The sequence below is a fragment of the Hymenobacter cavernae genome (genome assembly GCF_014641455.1).
Taxonomy (GTDB): Bacteria; Bacteroidota; Bacteroidia; order Cytophagales; family Hymenobacteraceae; genus Hymenobacter; species Hymenobacter cavernae.
This window is the reverse complement of the sequence record NZ_BMHT01000017.1, coordinates 1-21,560: the sequence shown is the minus strand read 5'-3', so window position 1 is coordinate 21,560 and position 21,560 is coordinate 1. Positions and strand designations below refer to the sequence as shown.

18 protein-coding genes and 1 pseudogene are annotated in these 21,560 nt (G+C 54.1%); 9 read left to right on the top strand and 10 right to left on the bottom strand.

Going from position 1 to position 21,560, the window contains the following annotated elements; all coding sequences use genetic code 11:
• Window positions 1–915: 915 nt before the first annotated feature.
• From IEX74_RS22805 to IEX74_RS22795, 3 genes are all read right to left on the bottom strand, one after another.
• Entirely contained in the window at window positions 916–1,671 is a 756-nt protein-coding gene (locus tag IEX74_RS22805) for a LysR family substrate-binding domain-containing protein (protein ID WP_188816406.1), read from the bottom strand.
• A gap of 84 nt (window positions 1,672–1,755) precedes the next feature.
• Window positions 1,756–2,172, bottom strand: a complete 417-nt coding sequence (locus IEX74_RS22800; RefSeq protein ID WP_188816405.1) for a hypothetical protein — start codon at window positions 2,170–2,172, stop codon at window positions 1,756–1,758.
• Between the two features lie 630 nt (window positions 2,173–2,802).
• Window positions 2,803–5,262: a glycoside hydrolase family 2 TIM barrel-domain containing protein gene (locus IEX74_RS22795; RefSeq protein WP_188816404.1), complete on the bottom strand. Its 2,460-nt coding sequence runs from the start codon at window positions 5,260–5,262 to the stop codon at window positions 2,803–2,805.
• 919 nt (window positions 5,263–6,181) lie between these two features.
• Here IEX74_RS22795 and IEX74_RS22790 point away from each other — a divergent pair.
• Both IEX74_RS22790 and IEX74_RS22785 read left to right on the top strand, forming a co-directional pair.
• Window positions 6,182–7,438: a hypothetical protein gene (locus IEX74_RS22790; RefSeq protein ID WP_188816403.1), complete on the top strand. Its 1,257-nt coding sequence runs from the start codon at window positions 6,182–6,184 to the stop codon at window positions 7,436–7,438.
• Between the two features lie 98 nt (window positions 7,439–7,536).
• Window positions 7,537–7,683 (top strand): annotated as a pseudogene (locus IEX74_RS22785) (transposase); the annotation flags it as partial.
• A 508-nt stretch (window positions 7,684–8,191) separates the two neighbouring features.
• Here the strand turns inward: IEX74_RS22785 and IEX74_RS22780 are convergent.
• A complete protein-coding gene (locus IEX74_RS22780) occupies window positions 8,192–8,455 on the bottom strand; it encodes a DUF6896 domain-containing protein (RefSeq protein ID WP_188816402.1) in 264 nt (87 codons plus the stop codon).
• A gap of 276 nt (window positions 8,456–8,731) precedes the next feature.
• On the opposite strand from IEX74_RS22780, the gene IEX74_RS22775 reads away from it, so the two are divergent.
• From IEX74_RS22775 to IEX74_RS22745, 7 genes are all read left to right on the top strand, one after another.
• Entirely contained in the window at window positions 8,732–8,977 is a 246-nt protein-coding gene (locus IEX74_RS22775; protein ID WP_373285594.1) for a DDE-type integrase/transposase/recombinase, read from the top strand.
• 407 nt (window positions 8,978–9,384) lie between these two features.
• Entirely contained in the window at window positions 9,385–9,996 is a 612-nt protein-coding gene (locus tag IEX74_RS22770; protein ID WP_229755432.1) for a vWA domain-containing protein, read from the top strand.
• A 204-nt stretch (window positions 9,997–10,200) separates the two neighbouring features.
• Complete coding sequence (locus IEX74_RS22765) at window positions 10,201–11,607, top strand: PP2C family serine/threonine-protein phosphatase (protein ID WP_188816399.1); 1,407 nt, start codon at window positions 10,201–10,203, stop codon at window positions 11,605–11,607.
• 68 nt (window positions 11,608–11,675) lie between these two features.
• The gene (locus IEX74_RS22760; protein WP_229755431.1) at window positions 11,676–13,229 is read left to right on the top strand and encodes a helix-hairpin-helix domain-containing protein; all 1,554 of its coding nucleotides are present in this window, start codon (window positions 11,676–11,678) and stop codon (window positions 13,227–13,229) included.
• Between the two features lie 82 nt (window positions 13,230–13,311).
• Window positions 13,312–14,346 (top strand): hypothetical protein, encoded by a 1,035-nt coding sequence (locus IEX74_RS22755; protein ID WP_188816398.1) that lies wholly within the window; start codon window positions 13,312–13,314, stop codon window positions 14,344–14,346.
• An 11-nt stretch (window positions 14,347–14,357) separates the two neighbouring features.
• Window positions 14,358–15,110, top strand: a complete 753-nt coding sequence (locus tag IEX74_RS22750) for a hypothetical protein (protein WP_188816397.1) — start codon at window positions 14,358–14,360, stop codon at window positions 15,108–15,110.
• Window positions 15,111–15,740: 630 nt separating this feature from the next.
• Window positions 15,741–16,169, top strand: coding sequence for a hypothetical protein (locus tag IEX74_RS22745; protein WP_188816396.1), 429 nt, complete (start codon window positions 15,741–15,743; stop codon window positions 16,167–16,169).
• Between the two features lie 13 nt (window positions 16,170–16,182).
• Here IEX74_RS22745 and IEX74_RS22740 read toward each other — a convergent pair whose 3' ends face one another.
• From IEX74_RS22740 to IEX74_RS22715, 6 genes are all read right to left on the bottom strand, one after another.
• A complete protein-coding gene (locus IEX74_RS22740) occupies window positions 16,183–17,172 on the bottom strand; it encodes an IS110 family RNA-guided transposase (protein ID WP_188816395.1) in 990 nt (329 codons plus the stop codon).
• Between the two features lie 350 nt (window positions 17,173–17,522).
• The gene (locus tag IEX74_RS22735) at window positions 17,523–18,020 is read right to left on the bottom strand and encodes an IS3 family transposase (protein WP_188816394.1); all 498 of its coding nucleotides are present in this window, start codon (window positions 18,018–18,020) and stop codon (window positions 17,523–17,525) included.
• Window positions 18,021–18,026: 6 nt separating this feature from the next.
• The gene (locus IEX74_RS22730) at window positions 18,027–18,278 is read right to left on the bottom strand and encodes a hypothetical protein (RefSeq protein WP_188816393.1); all 252 of its coding nucleotides are present in this window, start codon (window positions 18,276–18,278) and stop codon (window positions 18,027–18,029) included.
• Between the two features lie 191 nt (window positions 18,279–18,469).
• Window positions 18,470–18,700 carry a transposase gene (locus tag IEX74_RS22725; protein WP_188816392.1) on the bottom strand — a complete coding sequence of 77 codons (231 nt, stop codon included), beginning with the start codon at window positions 18,698–18,700 and terminating at the stop codon, window positions 18,470–18,472.
• A gap of 64 nt (window positions 18,701–18,764) precedes the next feature.
• Window positions 18,765–19,271 carry a hypothetical protein gene (locus IEX74_RS22720; RefSeq protein WP_188816391.1) on the bottom strand — a complete coding sequence of 169 codons (507 nt, stop codon included), beginning with the start codon at window positions 19,269–19,271 and terminating at the stop codon, window positions 18,765–18,767.
• 401 nt (window positions 19,272–19,672) lie between these two features.
• Entirely contained in the window at window positions 19,673–21,442 is a 1,770-nt protein-coding gene (locus tag IEX74_RS22715; RefSeq protein ID WP_229755430.1) for a glycosyl hydrolase 115 family protein, read from the bottom strand.
• Window positions 21,443–21,560: the final 118 nt, after the last annotated feature.

Here is a 21,560-nt window from a genome sequence, read left to right as displayed (position 1 = left end):
GCCGCTCCTGCTCGTTCAGTCGCTCGTTGGCCATGCACCAGGTGCGCATTCAACTCGTCATTGACGAACATAATCGCCAATTCACCATCTAGTAGACCACCGCCAAAGTAACATGTGGCTGTTCGTAAGCTACCCTGCTATATTCAATATTGGCAGAGGAGAATACGGGTTGAAAGCCATGTTTAATGAACAAACAAGCAGTGAGTTTAAGTCATTTATGGCCCATGAATTAGGTCACTATTATTTCGGTACATATAAAGTGTTTAATTCTGCATTAGGAGATGCATTTAGCGAAGGCTTCACAGAGTACATGGCTCTTAATCTCACTAAGAACATGCTCCCGGATAGTATCTATCAGCAAAAACTAACTAGAAAAATAGATAAACTAAAAAATTCCAAACTATTCCTTTTTCAAAAATTACTTCAGAAAAAGCCTATAATAACCGGGAGCTCTACGTGTATTATTACACTCCCATTATCCTCACCGCTATTCAGCGAGAAATAGGCGAGAAACAAATGTGGGCGTGGTTACGGACCCTATTAGTAACTCCCACGGAGCGAACAGACTATCAATTCTTATTCAACACGTTAAACGTGACGCTAAACGACCCGCACCAAGCCAAAACATTAGCGGCGCGCTACTTTAACGATGACCAAGCGTTAGCAAATGCTATTCGTGTAGTTCAACAACGGGTGTTGCTAAACAAATAGGGGTACACCTCCGACTCGAGTGTTTGGTCCTATTTGTTTAACAACACGCTACTTCACCACTGCGTGGCAATGGTATGAAATCGTCTTTTAATTGCTCTACCGCCTAACCAGGCCTTCTTATAGCAGCGGTGGGGGGGAATAAAACTACTCTAAGCCCTGGCTCGGTTGACCACGTCGGGTTCCTGCCCCCATTACGATTATACTCTACGGTAGCGCCCGTGCTTCGGCCAGCAAGTGCCGAAGCACGGGCGAGTTGTCCTCGCGTCGCCACACCAAATACACCGTTAACTGATGGGGCAATTCGAGGAAACGTAGGCCTGGCAACGGGCTGCTGGCGTAGGCCAGGGGCAGCACCGATATGCCCAGGCCAGCGGCCACCAAGTGCAGCATCGTGGTGCTAAAATCGGAGGTGACGGTACCCCGCGGCTCAAACCCATACTGCCGAAACACGTCGCGTAATGTCTGCACATAGTCGGACGGACCCGTCAGCGCCGGCAAGACGAAGGGCTCGCCGCGCAGCGCGGCCAGCGACGTAAACGTTTCCGCCTGCACCCAGTGCTGCTGGGGCACCACCAAGGCCAGCGGCTCAACCAACACGGGCTCCGAGAGAAAGGCAGGGTTGGTGGCGGGCTCCCGCCAAAAACCGACGTCTACCTGGTACGTCAGCAGGGGATGCTCCGCTTCGGTGGCGCTGACTTCCAGCAGGTCCAGGTGCACCAAGGGGTGGTGGGCCGTAAAGCGGGCCAACAGCCGGGGCAACCAGCCGTAGGCCGCGGCCCCGACGTGGCCGATGCGCACACTGCCCACCTCGCCGGAGCTGATTTGCCGAGCGTGCCGGTGCACGGCATGCAGTTCGCGCAGCAGCCGGGACCACTCAGTGCGCAGCAGTTGGCCGGCCGCCGTTAGGCGCACCTGGCGGGGGGTACGCTCCAGCAGGCGGAAGCTCAACTTTGCCATCATTTTGGTAAACCAACTGCGTGTCAAATTATAGTAGAAGTCCTGCAAGGGATTGCAGCTCTTACAGGACCACGATGAGGCTAGGCGTTAGCGCGTCAAGGTGGTTTCGTAATCAATCCGATAAGTACCCGCAGCTCCACTAGACCCTTGATTGAAAAGGACCAAGGTATGCCCCGTCAGCTTCCGTAGCTGGGTTGGTTCGCCGTACGGATGCCGTAACTTATCGCCCTGACGGGTATAGGCTTGCGCACTTTCCCGGTAAGCCGGCGAGAACGCAATGGCGTAGTAGGCAATCGTGTCAGCACTGATCTGCGCCCGGTAAGTGGTCGCCAACGAGCCCGAGACATCGGTGCGCAGGACCTTGCCCGCTTGGTCACAGTAGTAGTAGGTGCGGCTGGCGACCGTCCAGCTACCCTGAAGCGTCGGCTCCGGATCGTTCTGGTGACAGGCGGCAATTCCGGTCAGCAGCAGACTACACAGCAAAAAGGAGAACAAGCGCGGCATCGCACCGGAGGGTTAGACGTACTGTGGATGGACATTCATTATGGCCGTCAGGCTGCCACGGCGGAGGCTGGGCATGCAGCAGCGAACGGAGTACCTTCAGCGCTTCCTGTCCTCTGTAGCAGCTACTTTTTGGCATCCTAGCGGAATGCGACACCCGTTCTCAGAATCACCAAAAGGCATACCAATCCGCTCCTGGCTCAGCAAGCTGTGTCTTCCAGGGGATCGTCGTCTGCTTTCTGCTAGCTTGTAATCAAGCTGACTTAGCTTTCTGCTTGATTCTGATAGGGCCGCATTATCGAAAGTAATTTACAATTACTACGGGCGTTTTAAGCTGGTTCATAACGCACTGCAGAAGAGCCTTTATAGGAGGTTATAAGCGCAACCGTAGTGCCTATAGCATCAATTAATCCGACGTTCAAGAAACATAACAAGCCGTTTACGTGCTGCAAATGGTTGTTGCTAGCATATAAATCGGCTTGACACCTTCGTTAACTTACCGGGCCTGTTGTAGGGCTCGGCCACAGGAAGCGCTAACTGATAACAGCCGGTGGGTCCGGCTGCTATCCTCAATGACAGTAATGGATGGCGTTCTGTTACATCGCGCCTACACAACTTCAGAGAACCTTAAAATCACTTGCTCTGGAGGCGGATGGCACTACCGTTTACCCCTTCGGAAGAAACCCGTACTTCCATTTTTCCGCTTTGGTAATCTGCCCGGATGATGGCCATTGCCCGGCCGTTAAACAGTTTGGGAGTCAGCGACCCGAAGCTTTCCATGTCGTTGGGCGAGGCCGAGCCGGACGTGATGATCTTCCCGCCTTTTCCTTCCAAAGAGATGGCCACCTTTCGGTTCGAGTCATACACCACATTCCCCTGCTGGTCGATTAGTTCGATCAATACAAACGATAGGTCTTGCCCGTCCGCAGCAAGCTTGGCTCGGTCGGCGGTGAGGCGCAGGGCAACGGGTGGCCCGCTCGTTTTTAACACGGCCACGGCCCCTTCCTGGCCCTGCCGTGCTTCCACCGCCTTCAGCTCCCCGGCCTGATACGGAACCACAAACGAGGCCGTGTACAACTCCCCGGTTTCCTTTTCGGCAATCAACTGGTTGTTCAGGTAGAGCCTCACCTTAGGGGCCCGACTGTATACGTTCACCTTCAGGCCTTTCCCTTCATGCCCCGGGAACGTCCAGGAAAGCCGTTCTTCCGGCCAGCCCCAGAAGCTGACCTTGCGGACCTTGCCCGCTGGCACGGGCTTCTCCACCGCCAGGCTGATTTTCCGGCTTCGCCAGATGACATCGCGGTAATACGACTGCGGTTTCTTGGTGCCTAGAATGTCCAGGTCACCGCACCACCCGTTGAACCAGGGCCAGCCCATAAACTGGTGGACGTTTTCCTGCGGGTTTACCTCAATGGAGTTGCCGATGCCTGACTCGCCCAGATAATCCAGGGCCGTCCACACAAAATCCCCAATGACATACGGGTATTGCTCCACCTTATTCCAGTTCTGGGCCGCCTCCGTGGCCACACTTTCACTACCGAACAGGATGCGCTGGGGGAATTTGGCGTGCTCCTGCTCGTAAAAACGCCACATGTAGTTGTAGCCGGCGACGTCCAGGTGGGTAAAGGCCTGATCCAATGGCAACATATTCTGGTGGTCTTTGTCCCATTGTTTATTTACCCCGGCTGTCACCGGGCGCGTGGTGTCATACCGGAGAATTTCCTTTTTCAGGTAACCGGCTATTTCCACGCCCTGGTCACTGAGTCGCTCCCGTATTTCGTTGCCGATACTCCACATGATGACGGACGGGTGGTTGCGGTCCCGTAAAACTAGCGCCCGGATGTCTTTGGCACTCCAGTCCTGAAAATAGAGGTGGTAATCCTGCAGGTTTTTCGGCTCCTGCCACTGGTCAAAGGCCTCGTCCACGACCAGCATGCCCAACCGATCACACGCGGCCATGAAACTCTCGGACATGGGGTTGTGGGAAACCCGGACGGCGTTGTAGCCATTTTGCTTGAGCAGCTCCAGCTTCCGTTCCTCGGCCCGGTCAAACGCCGCGGCTCCCAGCAGCCCGTTGTCGTGGTGCAAACAACCGCCTTTGAGTTCCAGGGCTACCCCGTTGAGCTCAAAGCCTCTTGCCGCGGAAAACGCAAGGGTGCGGATGCCAAACGGCACCCGGAGTTCATCGATTTCCTTTTTCCCCTTCTGCAACCGGATGCGGGCGACATAGAGCCTCGGTGTTTCCGGGGACCAGAGCTGGGGTGCTGGAACCGTTAACGCTAACGGAATTGCCAGCGAGTCGTAAACCGCTACGGTTGCGTTGTGGGTGGCGGTGGCAACGCGTTTTCCGTCCGGGGAGAGCAGTTCTACGGCCACGGTATACGCGGCGGCGGTTTTTTCCCGGTTGACCACCGGGATGGAAAGGGCCATGCCCGCCTGCTGCTGGTCGATCGTGCGGGTATCGATAAAGGTCCCCCAATCGTCCAGGTGGCTGGGGGGCGTGTGCAGCAGCCACACGTGCCGGTAAATGCCGGATCCCGAATACCACCGGGAATTCCTGCCTTCATTAACTACTTTAATCGCAACCACATTCTTCTGGCCAGGGGCCTTGCAGTACGGGCTGATATCGAACCGGAAGGTGGTATAGCCATACACGTTCCGGTACGTCTTCTGGCCGTTTACCCAGATGTCGCATTGGTTGTAGACGCCCTCAAAATATAACTCATGCCGCTTGCCGGCCTCGGCTGCTGAGAGGGTAAAGGTTTTGCGGTACCAGCCCTCCCCCCCCAGGGTCTGACCCGTCGCCGCGCCGCCGAGGCTTTCCTTGCTGAAGGGGCCGATGGTCGTGCCGGGAACTTGATTCTTCAGGGACTCCACGCTCCAATCGTGCGGCAGGCTGAGCAGTCGCCAAGACGAATCGTCGTAGGACGGGGTCTCGCCGGTGGGGACGTTCCCCAAGTAGAAACGCCAGTCCCGGTCGAAGGGTACCTTTCTAGCTTGAGCCTTCGCTTCAGGAGAAAAAAGCCCGAAGCAAAGGAGGAGAAGTAGTAATCGGTGATTTACTGGTAGCAGGGAGGGTCGAGAAGGCGGCATGGGGCAATAGTATGCCGCTTATCCTACCTTACCTCCCTGCACCATCCTAGGGGAGATCAACCAGCGCCCGACCGTGCCAGGGACAGCGACTTGAATTCGGCCTCCTACTAGGGCCAGGCCAAAGCGGTTGCGCCGGCCGGTGCTGGTGGCCAGTTGCCTGCCGGGGTGAAAGCAAGAATCCTCCTTTCGGTGATAGGAGTCGGTCATACACCGGGTGGCCAACTGGCCCTTATAGCGCGGAGTGAGCTTCAGAAACCCATCCATGATTCAACGTTTATGAAAGGGCCCACAGGGATGCTTTTTGTAAACGCCCAAACGGGCACCCGTTCCCCGCCAAAGTACCACGTTGATCATAGCCCAGGACGAGGCCAAAAACCGCATTAATTCCAAGATTCGGGTTATAAGCATTTTTATGTAAAGCGACTTTTTCTAGGATTCGGACGGAGTGGCAGGTTGTGCTTTTCTGTTTTTCGTCCAGTTGCCTTCTTTCTCTTTCCCGACGGGAACGCCACCTGCTTCCTTGCTGTCCGAGCCGAAGAACAAGGACCGAACCACGCTCATACAAGGCTACCTGCTTCCCCAAAGGGGGTGCTCCCTACCAACCCGCGTAGGCACCGCCTGCTAGTCTTGCCTGCGCCACCCGCTACAGACTCGTATAAAGTCTGCTAAATAGCGTGTAAGCTATTGATTGCAAGTATACTATCGACACAATAAGCACTTATCCAGGGTCTGCCGACTGCGTTTTCTGGGATGGTCAAGTGTTCCGTTAGCGGTAGGTTCGCCCTGCTGCTGGCCTGCTTTCCCTTACGAGATCCGCTCCAACTACCTGTTTATGCTTACTCCAGCGTTTCGTCGTACTCTCCCTGGCTACCCTCTAGCAACGAGGAAGAACAGGCCAGCCGGACCGCATGGTACGGGTGTGCGCTGGCTCCTGCTGAGCCTACTGGTGCTGCTCGCCCAACCCGCGCCGGCCCAAACCTGGGAGTTGCTCAGCCGCACGGTCGCCAGCCGCGAGGCGGCCATGTGGACGGGCTCCGCACTGGCGCCCAACGGCGACGTGGTGCTGATCGGCAATGTCGTGGGCACCGCCCAGCTCGGTAACCTAGGCGCCGTTGGGAAGACGGGTAGTTATGCCAACGCGCTCATCGCCTGCTACCGCCCGGCCAGCGGGCAGTGGCTCTGGGCCGACTACCTCAACACTCCTCCGGGGGGCACGACCTTCACGCGGGCGCTGTTCCTGCCCGATGGGGACGTATTGGTCCTGGGCACGTTCACCAGTGGGTACACGGGCACTACCTTTAGTACGTTCCCGCCCTTGTTTGCTGTGGGCATTTACGACGGGTACGTAGCCCGCTTAGACAGAGCCACGGGCCGCGGGCGGTGGATCGCGCCGCTGGCGACGCGCCAGGCCTTTGACCTGGTGAACCCGAAGGGTATGGTGCTCGGGGGGAACGGCGATCTGGTCGTGACTGGCTCCTTCCGCAATGAGCTGCAACTGGGCACGCTGCCACCCTTGGTTTCCGCCCGGCCGGGCTCCTTGGGCAGTGGTGACCTGGACCTGTTTGTGGCTCGGCTGGACCTGGGAACGGGGCGCTGGCTGCAAGGCATTCGAGCCGGCGGGCTGGGCGATGAAGAGGCCACGGACGTGGTGGCCCTGCCGGACGGCGACGTAGCCTTGGCGGGCATGAGCACGGCGCCGCTCACGCTGGGCAACCTGGCGCCGCTGTCAGCAACGGGTCCGCGGGCGTTTGTGACCCGGCTGAACGTGGTGGAGCAGCGCTGGCGGTGGGTGGCCGTGGCAGCTGGGCAACCCGACTCGCTGGTGCAAGCCCAGCGGTTGACCACGCTACCCGGAGGCGACTTGGTGGTGAGCGGCAAATATGGCGGTACGCTCCAGCTCGGTCAGGACCTGCGCGTAGCGCCGGGACCTGGGCGCGTGAGCACGCTGGTCGGACGGGTGCGCGTAACGGATGGCGCGTGGCAGTGGGCCGTGAGCGGCGCCGGTACGGGGCGCCCCATGGGCAGTGGGGGACTCGCGACCACCCCCGCAGGAGAAGTGCTGCTCACCAACAGCTTTTCCGGTACCGGTCGCTTTGGTGCGTTGCCCGCCGTGCGCAGCTTGAGCCGGGGACCCGATCTCTACGTGGCTCAGCTAGCGGGCGCCGATGGGCGCTGACAATGGGTCAGCACCGGCGGCGGCTACGGCGGCCCCGGTGGCACGGGGTACCCGTTCTCGGATGATGATCAGGCCGGGGATGTCGGGTACGCCAGCGCACCATTGAACCCGTCTTTGGCAGCTTGCTCCAGCACTACGGCTTGCGCCGCCTCAACGTGCGGGGCCAAGCCGGGGCACATAAGTCGATGCTGTTGGCGGCCATTGCCTACAATCTGAAAAAACTGCTGCGGTATTCACCCAAGTAGCAGTTGGGAATGGCCTTAGCATTGCCCCTGCCGCCACCTGGATTACCGTTTAGGCTCTGCTGCGGGCGGCGTAACCGCACGAAGAACTACAGAAGTGGCCGCTAGCTTAAACCAGCTGGGAGTTCTGCAACAGCCACGTTGCTTGGAAAACGTTATAAAGCTAAGGTGCGCCTATTATGCTCTTGAACGCTCGTTTGTAGGATCTCGAACAGAAGCAGGCAATAAAGCCATAGGATACAGCTAGGTACTTTGATCAGGGAAGCGCTTCCAGGGAGAACATTTACGAAGAAATGTCTTCTTCCGGCATGTACAAGGTTACCATCGGCGGAGTTGAGTTGTGGCGGTCAGTCATTAAGTAATAGCGTCTATCATCCTCAGAATACACATGTTTGGTCAGCAAACCCTCAGCCACTAATTCCTGTAGGACCTGCTCCACTTGTTCCCTGCTCGTCAGAGAGGGATACTTTGCCTGTATGCCCGAGTTGCTTGTTAGAAAAGCAACCAGGTATCAAGGGTCAATGCCCGTACAGCCGCCTTTTTGGGCGTAATCGACCTGAAACGCAGGAGTGGTAATCAGGCAGCCAGTGCCGTGAAATCTATAACGCACTTGCCTGACCTCATCTAGATACCCGGCCCAAACGCCTGGACTTTCCTGCTGCAGTTGAAAACCTTTTTCCTGTTGTGACTTCGCATTCAATAAGGCGACGGCCCGATAAACGGTGGCTTGATAATCGTGAAGCAGGTCTACTACGTGCTGCTTGACTGATGGCATTGGAAAAGAGAGTAAGAATTTACTGGGATGATTGCTACCAAGATGTACCAGGGACTATAAGGCCGCTAGTTCACCATAGAGCAGGCAAGCACAGGGTCAAACATCTACCAGTAGGCGCTCTTGGACATTTTGCAAAGGGTCCCCGTAAAGTGTCCAAGCATGTACCAGTCGTTTAACAATGAGGTGATCTAGAGATGACGAAAGAAGGACGCATATTCTTTTTGTTATGGCAGCTAAACTCAGCGGGGTGGCACCTGACAAACCCGCCTTGCCCTCGTGGTGTGCCGGTTCCCAGCCGGCCTTGTGGTGCACTCGGATCAAGGTAGTCAGTACACGGCCACGCGATACAAGGATTTACTGGCCCGGCATGGCGCTGTGCAAAGCATGAGCCGGAGCGGCAACTATTATGACAACGCCCACGCCGAATCGTTTTGGAGTCGCTTCAAAGCCAAATTACTCGACAGTGGCAGCTTCTTCGGTATGGCCGAAGCCCAGTTGGAAATCAGCTACCACATCGCCTAGTACAACGCTGAACGACGACATTCTTCGCTCGGCTGTCGAACCCCCAACCAATTCGAAATCTACCTTCAAACAACATCCCAACACTGTCCGGCTTAGCTAGGCTACCTCACCTTTACACCTGTTCAATGCCTTGACACGCATGAAAACTAAAGTGCAACTCTTCATTAATTACTAGAAAACCTTGCCTAAATGCTTGCGTTAAACATTTCAACCGCCAATTTTTCGAAGACAGGGTTTCATAGCTGTTTTTCAAAAATGACGCGTAGAATAGAGCCTGTAGTGTAAGAGCCATTTTCTGAAGGAGAATTGGCTTGTGTTTCAGTCTTGTGCACGCCGCTGCAATTGCAGAGTTTATCAAAAACCTTTCAAAACCTGAAACGATGAGGAGACTACCCGTCTATTTATTATTGGACACATCTGGTTCCATGACCGGCGAGCCCATTGAAGCAGTTAAAAATGGGGTTCAGGTAATGATCAGTTCGTTGCGGCAGAATCCGCAGGCGATTGAGACTGCCTTCATCAGCATCATCACCTTCGATAGTGAGGCAAAGCAAGTGGTGCCGTTAACCGACTTAGCTTCGTTTCAGATGGTGGACATCAAAGCTACCGGCACTACCAGCCTGGGCGAGGCGCTGAAGTTGGTTTCTACCTGCATAGATAATGAGGTAACGAAAACCACAGCCGAGCAAAAAGGCGACTGGAAACCTCTGGTGTTCATCATGACGGATGGTATTCCCACCGATGATTGGCAGATTGGCCTGGAAGAATTCAGAAAACGGAAAACCGCCTTTACCGTGGCCTGCGCCGCGGGTAGCGCCGCCGATTCGGCGCTGCTGAAGCAGATCACGGAAAATGTCGTCAGCCTGGATACCGCTGACAGCCAGAGCATTGCCAAGTTCTTTACTTGGGTGAGTGCTTCCATTGGCGTTTCCTCTACCAAGGTGGAAGATGGCGGCCAAGAAGTGACCGGCATAGGCGAACTACCCCCGCCTCCTGCAGAATTGAATATCGTTACCTAAGCGAGTAGCACCGCACCAGGCAAGGAAGAGGCTGGAAGATATTTTCCTTTAGCCTCTTCCTTTTCATTGTTTTCTGTAGTAGTAGGCTCAGCGACCAGCGCCGATTAGGTAACGAAAGCTTACCGGGTAGCCGGAGCGGCAACCGGGTTGGCTAAGAGGTAGCCCACCGAATAAGAGTGTAAAACCGTAAGCCCCACAGCAGGAATGGCCGATGCAAAACAACTGGTGACTGATCTTTTCAAAAGCTATGGCATTACCATTCCAGCGCACCGGATGCAGTTGTTCGACCGCTTTTTACTGGAAGAACAGAACCTTGCCATTCTCCACCAACTCAGAAAAAAACAGGAACAGCTCATGGCGAATTGGAAAATCGAAGACAGAATAGCTGAGATCGTGCAACAGCCCATTCGTATTCCCAATGCTACCGTGGGCAAACCCTACACGGCTCCCTTTGACTTCGAGCAATACGGTTGGAACGACCTTATCGCCTTTCGAATAGAAGATCTGGAAGCCCTCGGGCTGACCTACAGCGCCGAAAACAACCAACTTACTGGGGTTCCCACCCAGAGCGGCGACCTGAAGTTTTCGGTTTACTTCAAAGTGGAAGGACAACCGGAGGAAGCTCCATTTCACCAAAAAGACATCCCACTCATCATCAACCCAGACCCTAAAGGCCTCTGGAAAAACCTGGAGAGTGATAAGAACGATCCTTACTGGAAGGAAGACGAGGCTACCCTGTTCTCGCCACTAGGTGACCGGCACCTGCTGGTTTCTTCTAAACGCGGGCGCTCCCACGCCAATGTGAGCTCGTTTCGGGAAGATGACTTTGCGTTCAAAGAACTGCCCAATGGCTGGAACGTCGTGGTGGTGTCGGATGGGGCCGGGAGTGCGAAACTGTCCAGAAAAGGGTCGGCGCTGGCCTGTGCCGGCGTGGTCAACTATTTTCTGGACCCTGCCTCGGTAGAAAGCATGATTGAGTTTGACGACTTGCTCCAACAGCACGCCAGCCAAACCGGGGACGACACCCAGAAAAACCTGAACCGTTTCGTCTACAACAACCTAGGGAAAGCGGCTTTTCAGGTGCACAAACAACTGGAAAGCTTCGCCAAGGCGCAGGAGGTCACGCTGAAAGATTTGAGCAGTACGCTCATCTTCACTTTGTTCAAGAAGTACGACGTGGGGTACGCCTTGCTTTCCTTTGGCGTCGGTGATTGCCCTATTGCTGTGCTTAACAAAGACGTGACCGAAGTGACGCTTATGAACTGGATTGACGTGGGCGAATTCGGGGGCGGTACCCGGTTTATCACCATGCCCGAGATCTTCCAGAATGAAAAGTTCGCTACCCGTTTCGGGTTTAAGCTGCTAGCCGATTTCTCGTACCTGATCATGATGTCCGATGGCATCTATGACCCTAAGTTCGTGGTGGAGGCGAACCTGCCTAACATTGCCAAGTGGCAGGAGTTTCTGGCTGATTTACAGGGGCAGAACGAGGACAAGGCCACGGTGGAACTGAGCACTACCAACCCCGACATTGAAGCGCAACTCTCCCGCTGGATGGATTTCTGGAGTTCCGGCAACCACGACGACCGAACGCTGGCCATCGTTTTCTAGCTCTTGCCTACCAAGTAACTGGCAACCGAATCTAGACCAGGGTACTTACAATTTATAGAATTGAACCTGTGAGCCAAAGCAGTAGCCCCACCTTTTCTAGTAACCTCGGTCAACCCGCGAAGTCGGTGCCGTCCATCATCACGCCCGGTAAAACCTACCCGTACGTGGATAATGGCGAGCCCATGCGGGGCGGCATGAAAGACGTGTATTTCGGGCCCGATAAATCGTACGTAATTGCTTTTTACCGCGACAAGCAGGATTATAATTCCCGGGAACGGCTCAAGAAACTGGTGACGCAGTATTACGATAGCTTCTTTAATCGGGAAGGCGGCGAATACTATAAGGAGCTGTACTGTTGGCCGACTGACATGGTGGAAACCGCCGACGGGAAAGTGGGGTTAGTGGTGCCGACTTATAACAAGAACTTCTTTTTCAAGCAAGGCTACGCCACCAGCGAAGGCATCAAAGGAAAAGAGAAACAAGGCTTGTGGTTTGCCTCGGCCAAGTTCCGGCATCCTCAGTTCGCCTTGCGCCTGGATGACAGCGAGTTAGGCAACTGGCTTAGCTATTTCCAGATCTGCGTGAAAATTGCCCGGGGAGTGAAACGCCTGCACGCCGCCGGTCTCGCCCATTCTGACTTATCCTATAAAAACGTCTTAATTGATCCGGTCAGTAAATCCGCCACCATCATTGACATCGACGGGCTGGTAGTACCCGGCTTGTACCCCCCCGATGTTATTGGCACCGCCGATTTTATTGCGCCGGAGGTACTGGCCACCAAACACTTGGAACTGCGCGACCCTACCCGCAAGCACGCCAACCGCACCACCGACCTGCATGCCCTGCCGGTCATGATTTACCTGTACCTGCTCTATCGGCATCCGCTGAAAGGAGGCAAGGTCAACTCCCTGGATACCGAGCAAGACGATCTGCTGTCGATGGGGGAGAAGGCCTTGTTCATTGAGCACCCGACCGACCACTCTAACCGGCCAAAAATGGATCAGGTGTCGAAGTGGACGCTGCCGTGGGCGGATGTAACGAAGTTACCCTACACCATTACCGGCCCCTACCTGAAGGCTTTATTTGATCAGGCTTTTGTTACCGGCCTTCACGACCCTAATCAGCGACCCAACGCCGACCAATGGGAGCAGGCCCTACTCAAAACCACCGATCTGATGCAGCCCTGCAGCAACCCGAAATGCCAGCAGAAGTGGTTTGTGTTCGATAATACCACCTCGCCCAAGTGTCCGTTTTGCGGTACGCCAGTAAAAGGAACGCTGCCCGTGCTGGACCTATACTTTGAGTTCAAGCCCACCGTCTGGCGCCCCGAGAATCACCGCCTCATGGTCTACCACAATCAATACCTGTTCCAGTGGCATGTGAATCGGCACGTAGTTAGAAATGAAAAACTGACGGACGAGCAAAAGACCCCAGTGGGGTATTTCACCTTCCACCATAATAAGTGGGTGTTGGTGAACCAGAAACTCACCTCGTTGAAAGACCTCACCGAAGACAAAGAGATACCCGTGAACACCATGGTAGACCTCACCGACGGCAAGAAACTCTTGCTGTCCAAGGAAGAAGGCGGCCGGGTAGTGGTGATTACCATGGCCAATAAGTAGCGCCGCTACGGTCGCCAGCAACAAGAAAGAACCGAGAAGTTGAGAGGGAAAATAACCTTACAACGCACTAACACTTACCAAGATGAAAATCAAGCCACTAGGGATTATTGTCGTTCTGTTGATTATTGGGGTGCTGGGCTATTTCGCCCTTAAGCCTCGTTTAACCGGGGGCAATGCTGACACAGCTACCTCCTCTACCACCTCGCCCAGCATACCCGGTAGCAACCAGGCGCCGGACAATACAGGGGAGATACCGGCTGCTTCAACTCCCTCCACTACTACTCCTGCGACCAGCACTACCGAGGAAACCCGGGAATTCAGCTACACGCCCGAAAAACCGGAGAATGGCACGCTACGGGGGGTAGTGGAAGTAGGAGCCACGGGCTTCAACTCCTTCGTCATCAACATGGATCGCCAGAAACGCTGGGAGATTGTCTCCAAAGATTTTGGCGAATCCCTAGCCTACGAAGGCCTAGCTACCACCGATGATATCAGAGCCGGTCTCAAGAAATACCTAGCGGCCATGTTCGACAAAGGCGTGGCGAACAGAAACATGCACTTCGTGATTTCCTCGGGTGCCCAAAAAGCCCCCAAAACCGCCATCATCAGCAATGAACTGAAAAAGATGGGGTACGTGGTGAACAATGTAACCGCCGAGCAGGAAGGCAAATTGGGCTTCAGTGCCACCGTTCCCCCCGCCTTCGCCGATAATTCTTTCCTGGTAGACATTGGCTCAGGTAATACCAAAATCTCCTGGCAGGAGAATGGCCGCCTGCAATCCATCGAGTTGCCCGGCGCCAAGTACTACGAAAAAGGAACCGCTGATGAGCAAGTATACAATCAGGTGAAAACGTTGGCCGCTAAAGTGCCTCAGAACAAGCGAAATGTAGGTTTCATTCTAGGTGGGGTGCCCTTTACCCTGGCCAAGCAACACCGCCAAGGAGAAGAACGATATACCGTGTTAAAGGCGCCCGGGGCGTACCAGGCAGCGGACAAGAAAATGGCCTCGGGCTTGACTATCTACAAAGGCTTGGCCGAGGCGACCGGTACCGATACCTTTGTGTTTGACTGGGACGCCAACTTTACCATCGGGTTCCTGCTGAGCCTCAACCAATAAGCTCTCTTCCTATGAGTTTCTTAAAGCAGTTGTTGACTCCGTTTGTGGAGTTTGAAGACGATTCCAAGAAAGGACCAGCAAAACCGAATCCACCGGTCACCGCGCCAGTTGCGACGCCGCAGCCTGCTACGCCTTCCTTCCTACCTCCGCCACTACCTGCTGTCCCAGAGAATGCCCAGCATCCGTTGATCAACGGCCCCGCCGCGCCCGTCACTATTCCCGACCATGTTCCCACCTATTCGGCCGGAGGCACCATCACGGAACCTTTGCCCGAACATGAACAGTACTTTGAACGGTTGATTGACGAAGCGAATGCCCGCAACCCCTTGTTCCAGGGAACTGATTTCAAAGAGTTTGTGGACAGCAAAATCGACATAGACGACATTCAGGACGAAGCCATCAAGTACCAGACCGCTTACAACGCGTTAAAAAGCACCGGCCTCACCAAAGAAAAGCTTCTCTCCACCGGACAGGAATACCTAAACTTGATTGGTCGGGATTTAAATGCTTTTCAAAGCGCCCACGCGCAGCAGTATCAGCAGGAGGTGCGGCCCAAGGAAGAACTACTCCAGAAGAAAGCGCAGGAACTGCAAACCCTTACCCAACGCTTAAATACTCTAAAAGCTGAGATCAACCAGATATCCCAGGAAATTACCCTCACGAAAGATAAAATGAACACCACTAAAAACTCCTTTTTATTGGCGGGCGAAAACAAGCAAAAGGAAATTCAAACGGAACTACAGAAAATAACGCAACATTTTTAAAGGGTTTAATTACTAATCGCATAATAGGAAGAAGCCGGCAAAATTGTATACTAACAAAGGCTAGGATTGAATAGAAGGATGAGCGAAACCTGCAATTTTCGTCCTTGGCCCAGCGCAAACATATTCTTGGCTTCTGAGTATTGATTGGATTTGGGTTGCTTTCTTGGGATAAACCAACTTAATTATGACTGTGATAAGCTAAAGATTAAATCAAAATCTTTTCATTTAAGAGTATGCAAATGTTAGTTTTGACAAAAATATTTAACGCTCTTTAAATTAAAAGCCAGTAAATGTAATTAGCAATGTCGTTTAATTTATTTGGCGCAATCCAAGAATCATATTCCTCTTTTTATCATCAATCCTAGGCTAGTTTTCTAGCCAACCACCAAGACGCAAAAGCCGTGTTGGAAGTAGTTGATTTAGTGTACCGATACCTAGTGATAAATCAATCGCTATAAACACGTGCTGTTAAGCGCGCAGCCATTTACGTACTGTAAATGACGATTTGCAGCACGTGAACTGGCTATAACATTATTTAACCGTTCATCGGCAAATGTTACATGCTTGGCTGTTTCGCACAAGCGAGTATTCACAAGACGGAAGTGCCTACTTTTCGTCCATTAGAATCCCATGCGTACTGCCTTGATGACGGTGCTCTTCGCCAATTACTATGGCTTTGACAAATTCGCACGGGAAGTCCACTTGTCCAGGACCACCTATCGTGGCCAAGGGTTGTGCACCTTGCAAGTCACAGCGGTCGCTCACACCCTCGTGTTCGGGGTGATCTTTGCCCTCGACCTAGGTTGGTCGCTGCCCTACGCGATTGTGGTGGCCGCCTGCTTGACGGCCGTAGCAGCAAATTATGTGGGCGTCATCCAATCAGCTGCCTACCCAGCCTTCCGTACCCGAATGGATCGTCAACCCTTTCGGGTGAAATTTGGCCAGTTATTGCTCTCCTGGACCTTCTTGGTGGTAGCCATCGGGTGCCTACCTTGGCAAATGCACCAGTATTATACCCCTGCTGTGACAATCTCGGAACCCAGCTTGGACATTTTATGAACGGTGTTGAAAGTCAAGCGTTGAGGGCAAGTTTGGAGGTAAAATCGGCTTGATAAGGCTGGCCCGACTTGATAATAGCAAAGGCTTGCTTGAGCAACTTGTTGCAGACGGCAATCAGGGCCACTTTGCCATTCTTGCCTTTGGCCACGAGTCGGTCGTACAAGGCTTTACAGGCTGTATTCCTCTTCTTGGCTGCGAAGCTGCACATAAAGAGTTTGCCCCGGATCAACCCACCGCCCATCTTGGTGATGCGTACCTTCCCCCGCACACTGGTGCCGGAACTGTGTTCGCGTGGGGAGAGGCCGGCCAGGGCAATGAGCTGCCGGTAGTTTTCGAAACGCTGGAAGCCGCCGGCAAACAAGAGCAGCATGCCCGCCGTCTTGCGGCCAATCCCGGGAATCGAACACAACAGCGTCATCTCCGCCTGGAAGCGTTGCTCGAGTAGTGCGAGCAACTCGGCTTCGACCGCTTGGACCTGCTGGGTGAGCATTTGCAAGGTGTGCAGCAGGTGTTTACGCGCTAACTGGCTGATCACAGGTTGTTGCTGCAGGGCCTCTAACAAGTTGCTGACCATCGTTTTCTGCTTCAGTAACTGCTCGGTGACTTGCTCCAACTGCCGACACTCTACTAGCACCTGCTCATCCGGTTGCCATACCTTAACAGGTTGCTGCTGGCCGTAACGCAACAGCCACTGGGCATCTTTGCGGTCGCTTTTCCCTTTGCCCAAATGCATCTGGATAAAGCGTCGAATGATCAACGGGTTCATCACCGCCACTTGCCCATCCTGCTCATGCAGGTAGTAGGCTACGGCTAAGTAGTAGGCGCCGGTAGCTTCCATCACGAACAGGCACTGCGCACCACAGGTCTTCACTAATTGCTGAAAGCCCGCTTTGTCATTGCTGACTTCCAGGTGCTTAACCTGCTGGTTTACCTGGTAGCACACGGCGAGCGTTGCTTTGCTAATGTCAATGCCCACGACGGGAAGAGGAAGTTGCGGATCCATACCTAGCGAGAAGAACGAAGTGAAAGGAGCAATCAGAAGGACTTCTAGGGCATCTTTATTATCCTAATACAGGCTCAATGGCCTCATGGAACGGTCCAAAGTGGCTCTAGAAAAGAGGAGGGATTCTCATAAAATACGAGCTCGACGGCCCCCAAAGGAATGAATCTTACTCCCCTCTTTTCCTGCTTAGCTCCGCAAGTACGGCAGGTAGGCAAACATAGCACAAAGGGACCCTCTAAAGTCTTCTACCAACATGTTCTTCCCAACCGCCTCACCTAGCGCGTCTGGCGCAGGAGCTGGAAAGCTTGAGCTTTCGCACTCGCTGGGGCTGCTGCTTTGAGGCGGTCGGGTTAGTTGAGACAGAATTGGGTCTTAGTTAGAAGAGCTTGTTGTTCAAAGGTATGCGGGCACTCGTAGCCTAGGGCCGAGTGCCGCCGCTGCTGATTGTAGTAGTCAAAATAGATGGTCAGGTCGGCTTGTGCTTCCGTTAGGGAAGCAAAGGCAGAGCGGCCTAGGAGCACTTCCGTTTTCACGCGGGACCACAAACTCTCGGCCTGGGCGTTGTCGTAGCACTCGCCTTTTCGGCTCATGCTGCGCATTGCTTGCCATTTGGTGAGCAAGCCTCGGTAGCCGTTGCCACCGTACTGCCCACCCCGATCCGAGTGGACGAGTAGCCCCTTGGCAGGCTGCCGGCTCAGCAGTGCCCGACGCAAGGCACTTACCACCAATTCTTCGGGCATACTACCTAGCACCTGCCAGCCTACTACGCGTTTGGTATACACATCCTGAAAAGCAGCTAGATAGGCCCACGAGCCGTTTTGCAGCGGCAAATACGTAATATCGCCCACCCATACCTAATCAGCCGCCGTGGGTGCTGGCCGATTCAGCACGTGATTAGCCGCCACCCGCGGACCATGCTTACTTTGGGTGGTGTGCGGGACAAACGCGCGCGGCTGCACGGCCATTAGTTCGCGCCGGCGCAAGGCTTGTCGGATGCGATGACGGCCGTGCAGCCGCGTGCAGTTCGGCCCGTAAGCGGCGGGTGCCGTAGCGCCGTTTATGCTGGAAGAACACGTGGCATAATGCGCTTTCCCAACTCGGCACACGGGGACACATAGCTGCTTTTTGCTGCCATCGGTAATAACTGGCCACCCCCACCCCAAGTACCTGGCAAAGTCGACGCACGGAATAGTGCGGCGTTTGTGCCCGGATAAAGCGGTGGCGGCTCATGAGGTCGGTGGCATGAAGATGGCCAAGGCTTTTTTAGGATGTCACGCTCCTGCTGCAAGCGCCGGTTCTAGGCCCGACGCTGGCGCATCGCCGCACTTTCGTCTTCCCTGCTGCACTCCTCGATCACCGGTTGTACGGCTTTTTGCCACTTATAGAGCAATTTGGGGCTGATGCCCAGTTGACGAGCCGCCGCTTGCGTGGAGCGGCTTTCACTGGCTAGACGTAAGGCTTCGGCCCGCAACGCTTCATTATAACGGCGGCATTTGCGTGGCGCGCCTGTGTTCAGTTTTTGAGTCATGACAGAAGAAAGATAACGCCCTCTTCTGTCTCACTTGATTAGGCCCTCTCACTGGTTTGTGGTCTCAAGAGGCGGCCAGTAGCTCCTGCCTCAATAACCAGGTCGCCCACAGGGAGCCCACGAGCCAAGGCAGGCTCACGCCGAAGCAGAACAGGTGCACCGAGTAGCCATAAGTGTGCACGTGCCGCATCAAATTGCCCAGCAGCCAGACGGGGAACTCAAACAAACCGAGGGTGCCCACCAAAGCGAGGATCCGCCCGATGGCAGGCGTACAGGTTCTACACCAGGTAAACAACAGCCACATCAGCGGTTGGCGGAGCAAGCCAAACAGCAGAGCGGGAATGCCTAAGAAGATAGAGCCCCATATCGCACTGCCCAGCACCCAAGCCCAGGCCGTGGCCAGACTACTAAGCACCCGCATGCCGATGGCCAGCAAAGAGGGAGCAGGATAGCCGGATTGGTCGCCCCAGGCTTGCGCGGCACCCACTAGGGCGGCGCCTACGGGCAGACATAGAAAGCCCAGCCAGGAAGCTTTGCGAAAATGAGCCCAAGCGAGTTGCGCAGCAGTCAAGAATGTAGCAGCAGAAAGGGAGTGGCGATGTGAATCAGCTTAGCCGACTGGAAGGCAATGGTCAGCAGCAAGCAAAAAAACAGCCACTCGTTTCACTGAACAACTACTCGTCAGTTACTACGCGTTCCAGTAGCAGGAGAGCTGTTTTTAACCAGATTGTTCAATAAAAGCTACCGTTCAGTGCGTAAACGGTCAAATTCGTTTAAGACAAAAAAGGGTGGCTTTACACACTAAGCGTGTAAAGCCACCCTTTTAAATGAAGAATCCTATAATGTAAGCCAGATAGTTAAGTTAGGTAGGGTCGTGGCGATCGGCAGGCCAGCCGCCTCCTTTGTTTCCGTGCTGCCCGACTAAGGGCCAAGAAGCTACCAGAACTGTTCAGGCAGCGTGGTGGTAAGTTGTTAAAAGGGCTTGTGGTAGACACTTTCGGGAGCTCCCAAATAACTAGCCTTGGGTTTTCCTTCCCCGTTAAGCACAAACTTCTGGAAGACGACGCCGGGATCAAGTGCCCATATTGTGAGCGTATGCTTGCCTGCTGTGGTCACCTTATGACGTGATTGTTTGATCTTGATATGATCGCCCACAGATTTTGTCCACCACTCAGGATATTCCCAGTCAGGCTTGGTTTCCCCTGCATTCAGGTTCACCACCTGCGGGTTTTCGTTGTCGATGGCAATGGCATACTTTAATCCTCCTTGCTTATTGAAATCCTGGGTGGGCGATAGGTAGGCGTCTACCGTTACATTTCCCGCTGTGAACACCGTAAACTCGTACTCAACCCGGGGGGCATTGGCTCTTGGCGTTTGCGTCTTGGCCGTCACGGGTTCCAGGATGAGGGAAGACGTGGTTCTGCCCAGATTGGGCACCACGGTCCAGTGGGCCTCTTTGGTATCCACCTTTTTGGTGAAGTGAGGCGCCTCTATAGCTACCACCCCGTTGTTCTCGACAAAACCGGAAGCCGCCGGCACGTTGTTTCGGATCGGAACCGTAATGGCATATTCCTGCCCAGCACCAGCAAGAACGATAGTACCCGTGACCGAGCCCTGGGGGACTTTGCTCCAGTCGATGGTGACATATACTTTATCGTTATACTGGACAGTACCCTGTTCTTTTGACAACCTAACCCAGTCTTCTTTGGCCTTGATGGTGTAGGTCAATTGCTCTTCCCCTCTATTGAGGACATCTACATAACACTCTTGCTTGTTTATCTTATCAAAGAGAGGCAAGGACGTACTAAAGGCCCAATCAGCTTCCACATCCAGCCACCCCCACTGCGGCCTCTCGCCATATTCGAGCAGGTAGCCCAATTCGGCGGCCTTTTTCGGCACCTGTACATACGATACCGGCGGCATCATATTCAGCGGCGGATGATCCCAATAGGTGTAGCCGATGTGCGTTTGCGTCATCATATGATTCCATTTGCCGCCTTCCAACTCATGGTAGGCTTTCGCGAGTTGGGCATCTTTAGCAAATAACTCCCTGGTTCGCTCTGCATAATAGTTGGCCGCTACGGCGCCATGCTCGCCATAGTATTTATTCTTGCCGGCCGAAACGTACATCTCATTCAGGTTAGCACTCATTTCAATGGGCGAAAGCACTAATTCATAGAAGGCCGCTTTATAGGTGCCACCCAGTTGGTTGTACACTTGCCGAGCCTTTTCAGCGAGGGAGTTGTACTCCCCAACGACCCGGTCTGCTTCCCGGTAGTTTTCAACACTATAGGTGTCAGCCGTGAGCATTTCCGGCGTCCGGCGAGCATTGTATTTCGTGTAGCGCGCCAGCAGTTCAGCAATCTCACCCGCATGCGCAGGGCCAAATTGGGCGGATGCCCAGTTGGTATAATATTTCGGCAGGTCCGCTGCTTGGATGGCCTGCGGGTTCCAGGCATAATCTAGAAAGAAGCTGATGGGAAACTCCATGGGTTTAAGATCCCCCACGTTCACAATCCAGAGGTTTTTCACGCCGTGGTCGTAGGTGAGCTTCATCTGCTCCCAAATCCGTTCGATTTGGGTTACGTTCAACCATCTATACGATACGGGAGCACCTACATAATCCAGGTGATAGTACATGCCGTAGCCGCCTTTGCGATTCAGATCTTCTTTCGGGAGGTATTTAATGTTGCCCCAATTGTCGTCGCTAAACAGCACGGTGATGTCATCATCCACCCGCATCCCTTTATCGAAGTTGACCTCTCCCCGTAAAACTAGGCCAAGCTAAAGTATAGAAAATCAAGCACTTGTCGTACCTTAAAAGACCAGGACAATTGCCATGAAAAAGACCAAGTTTACC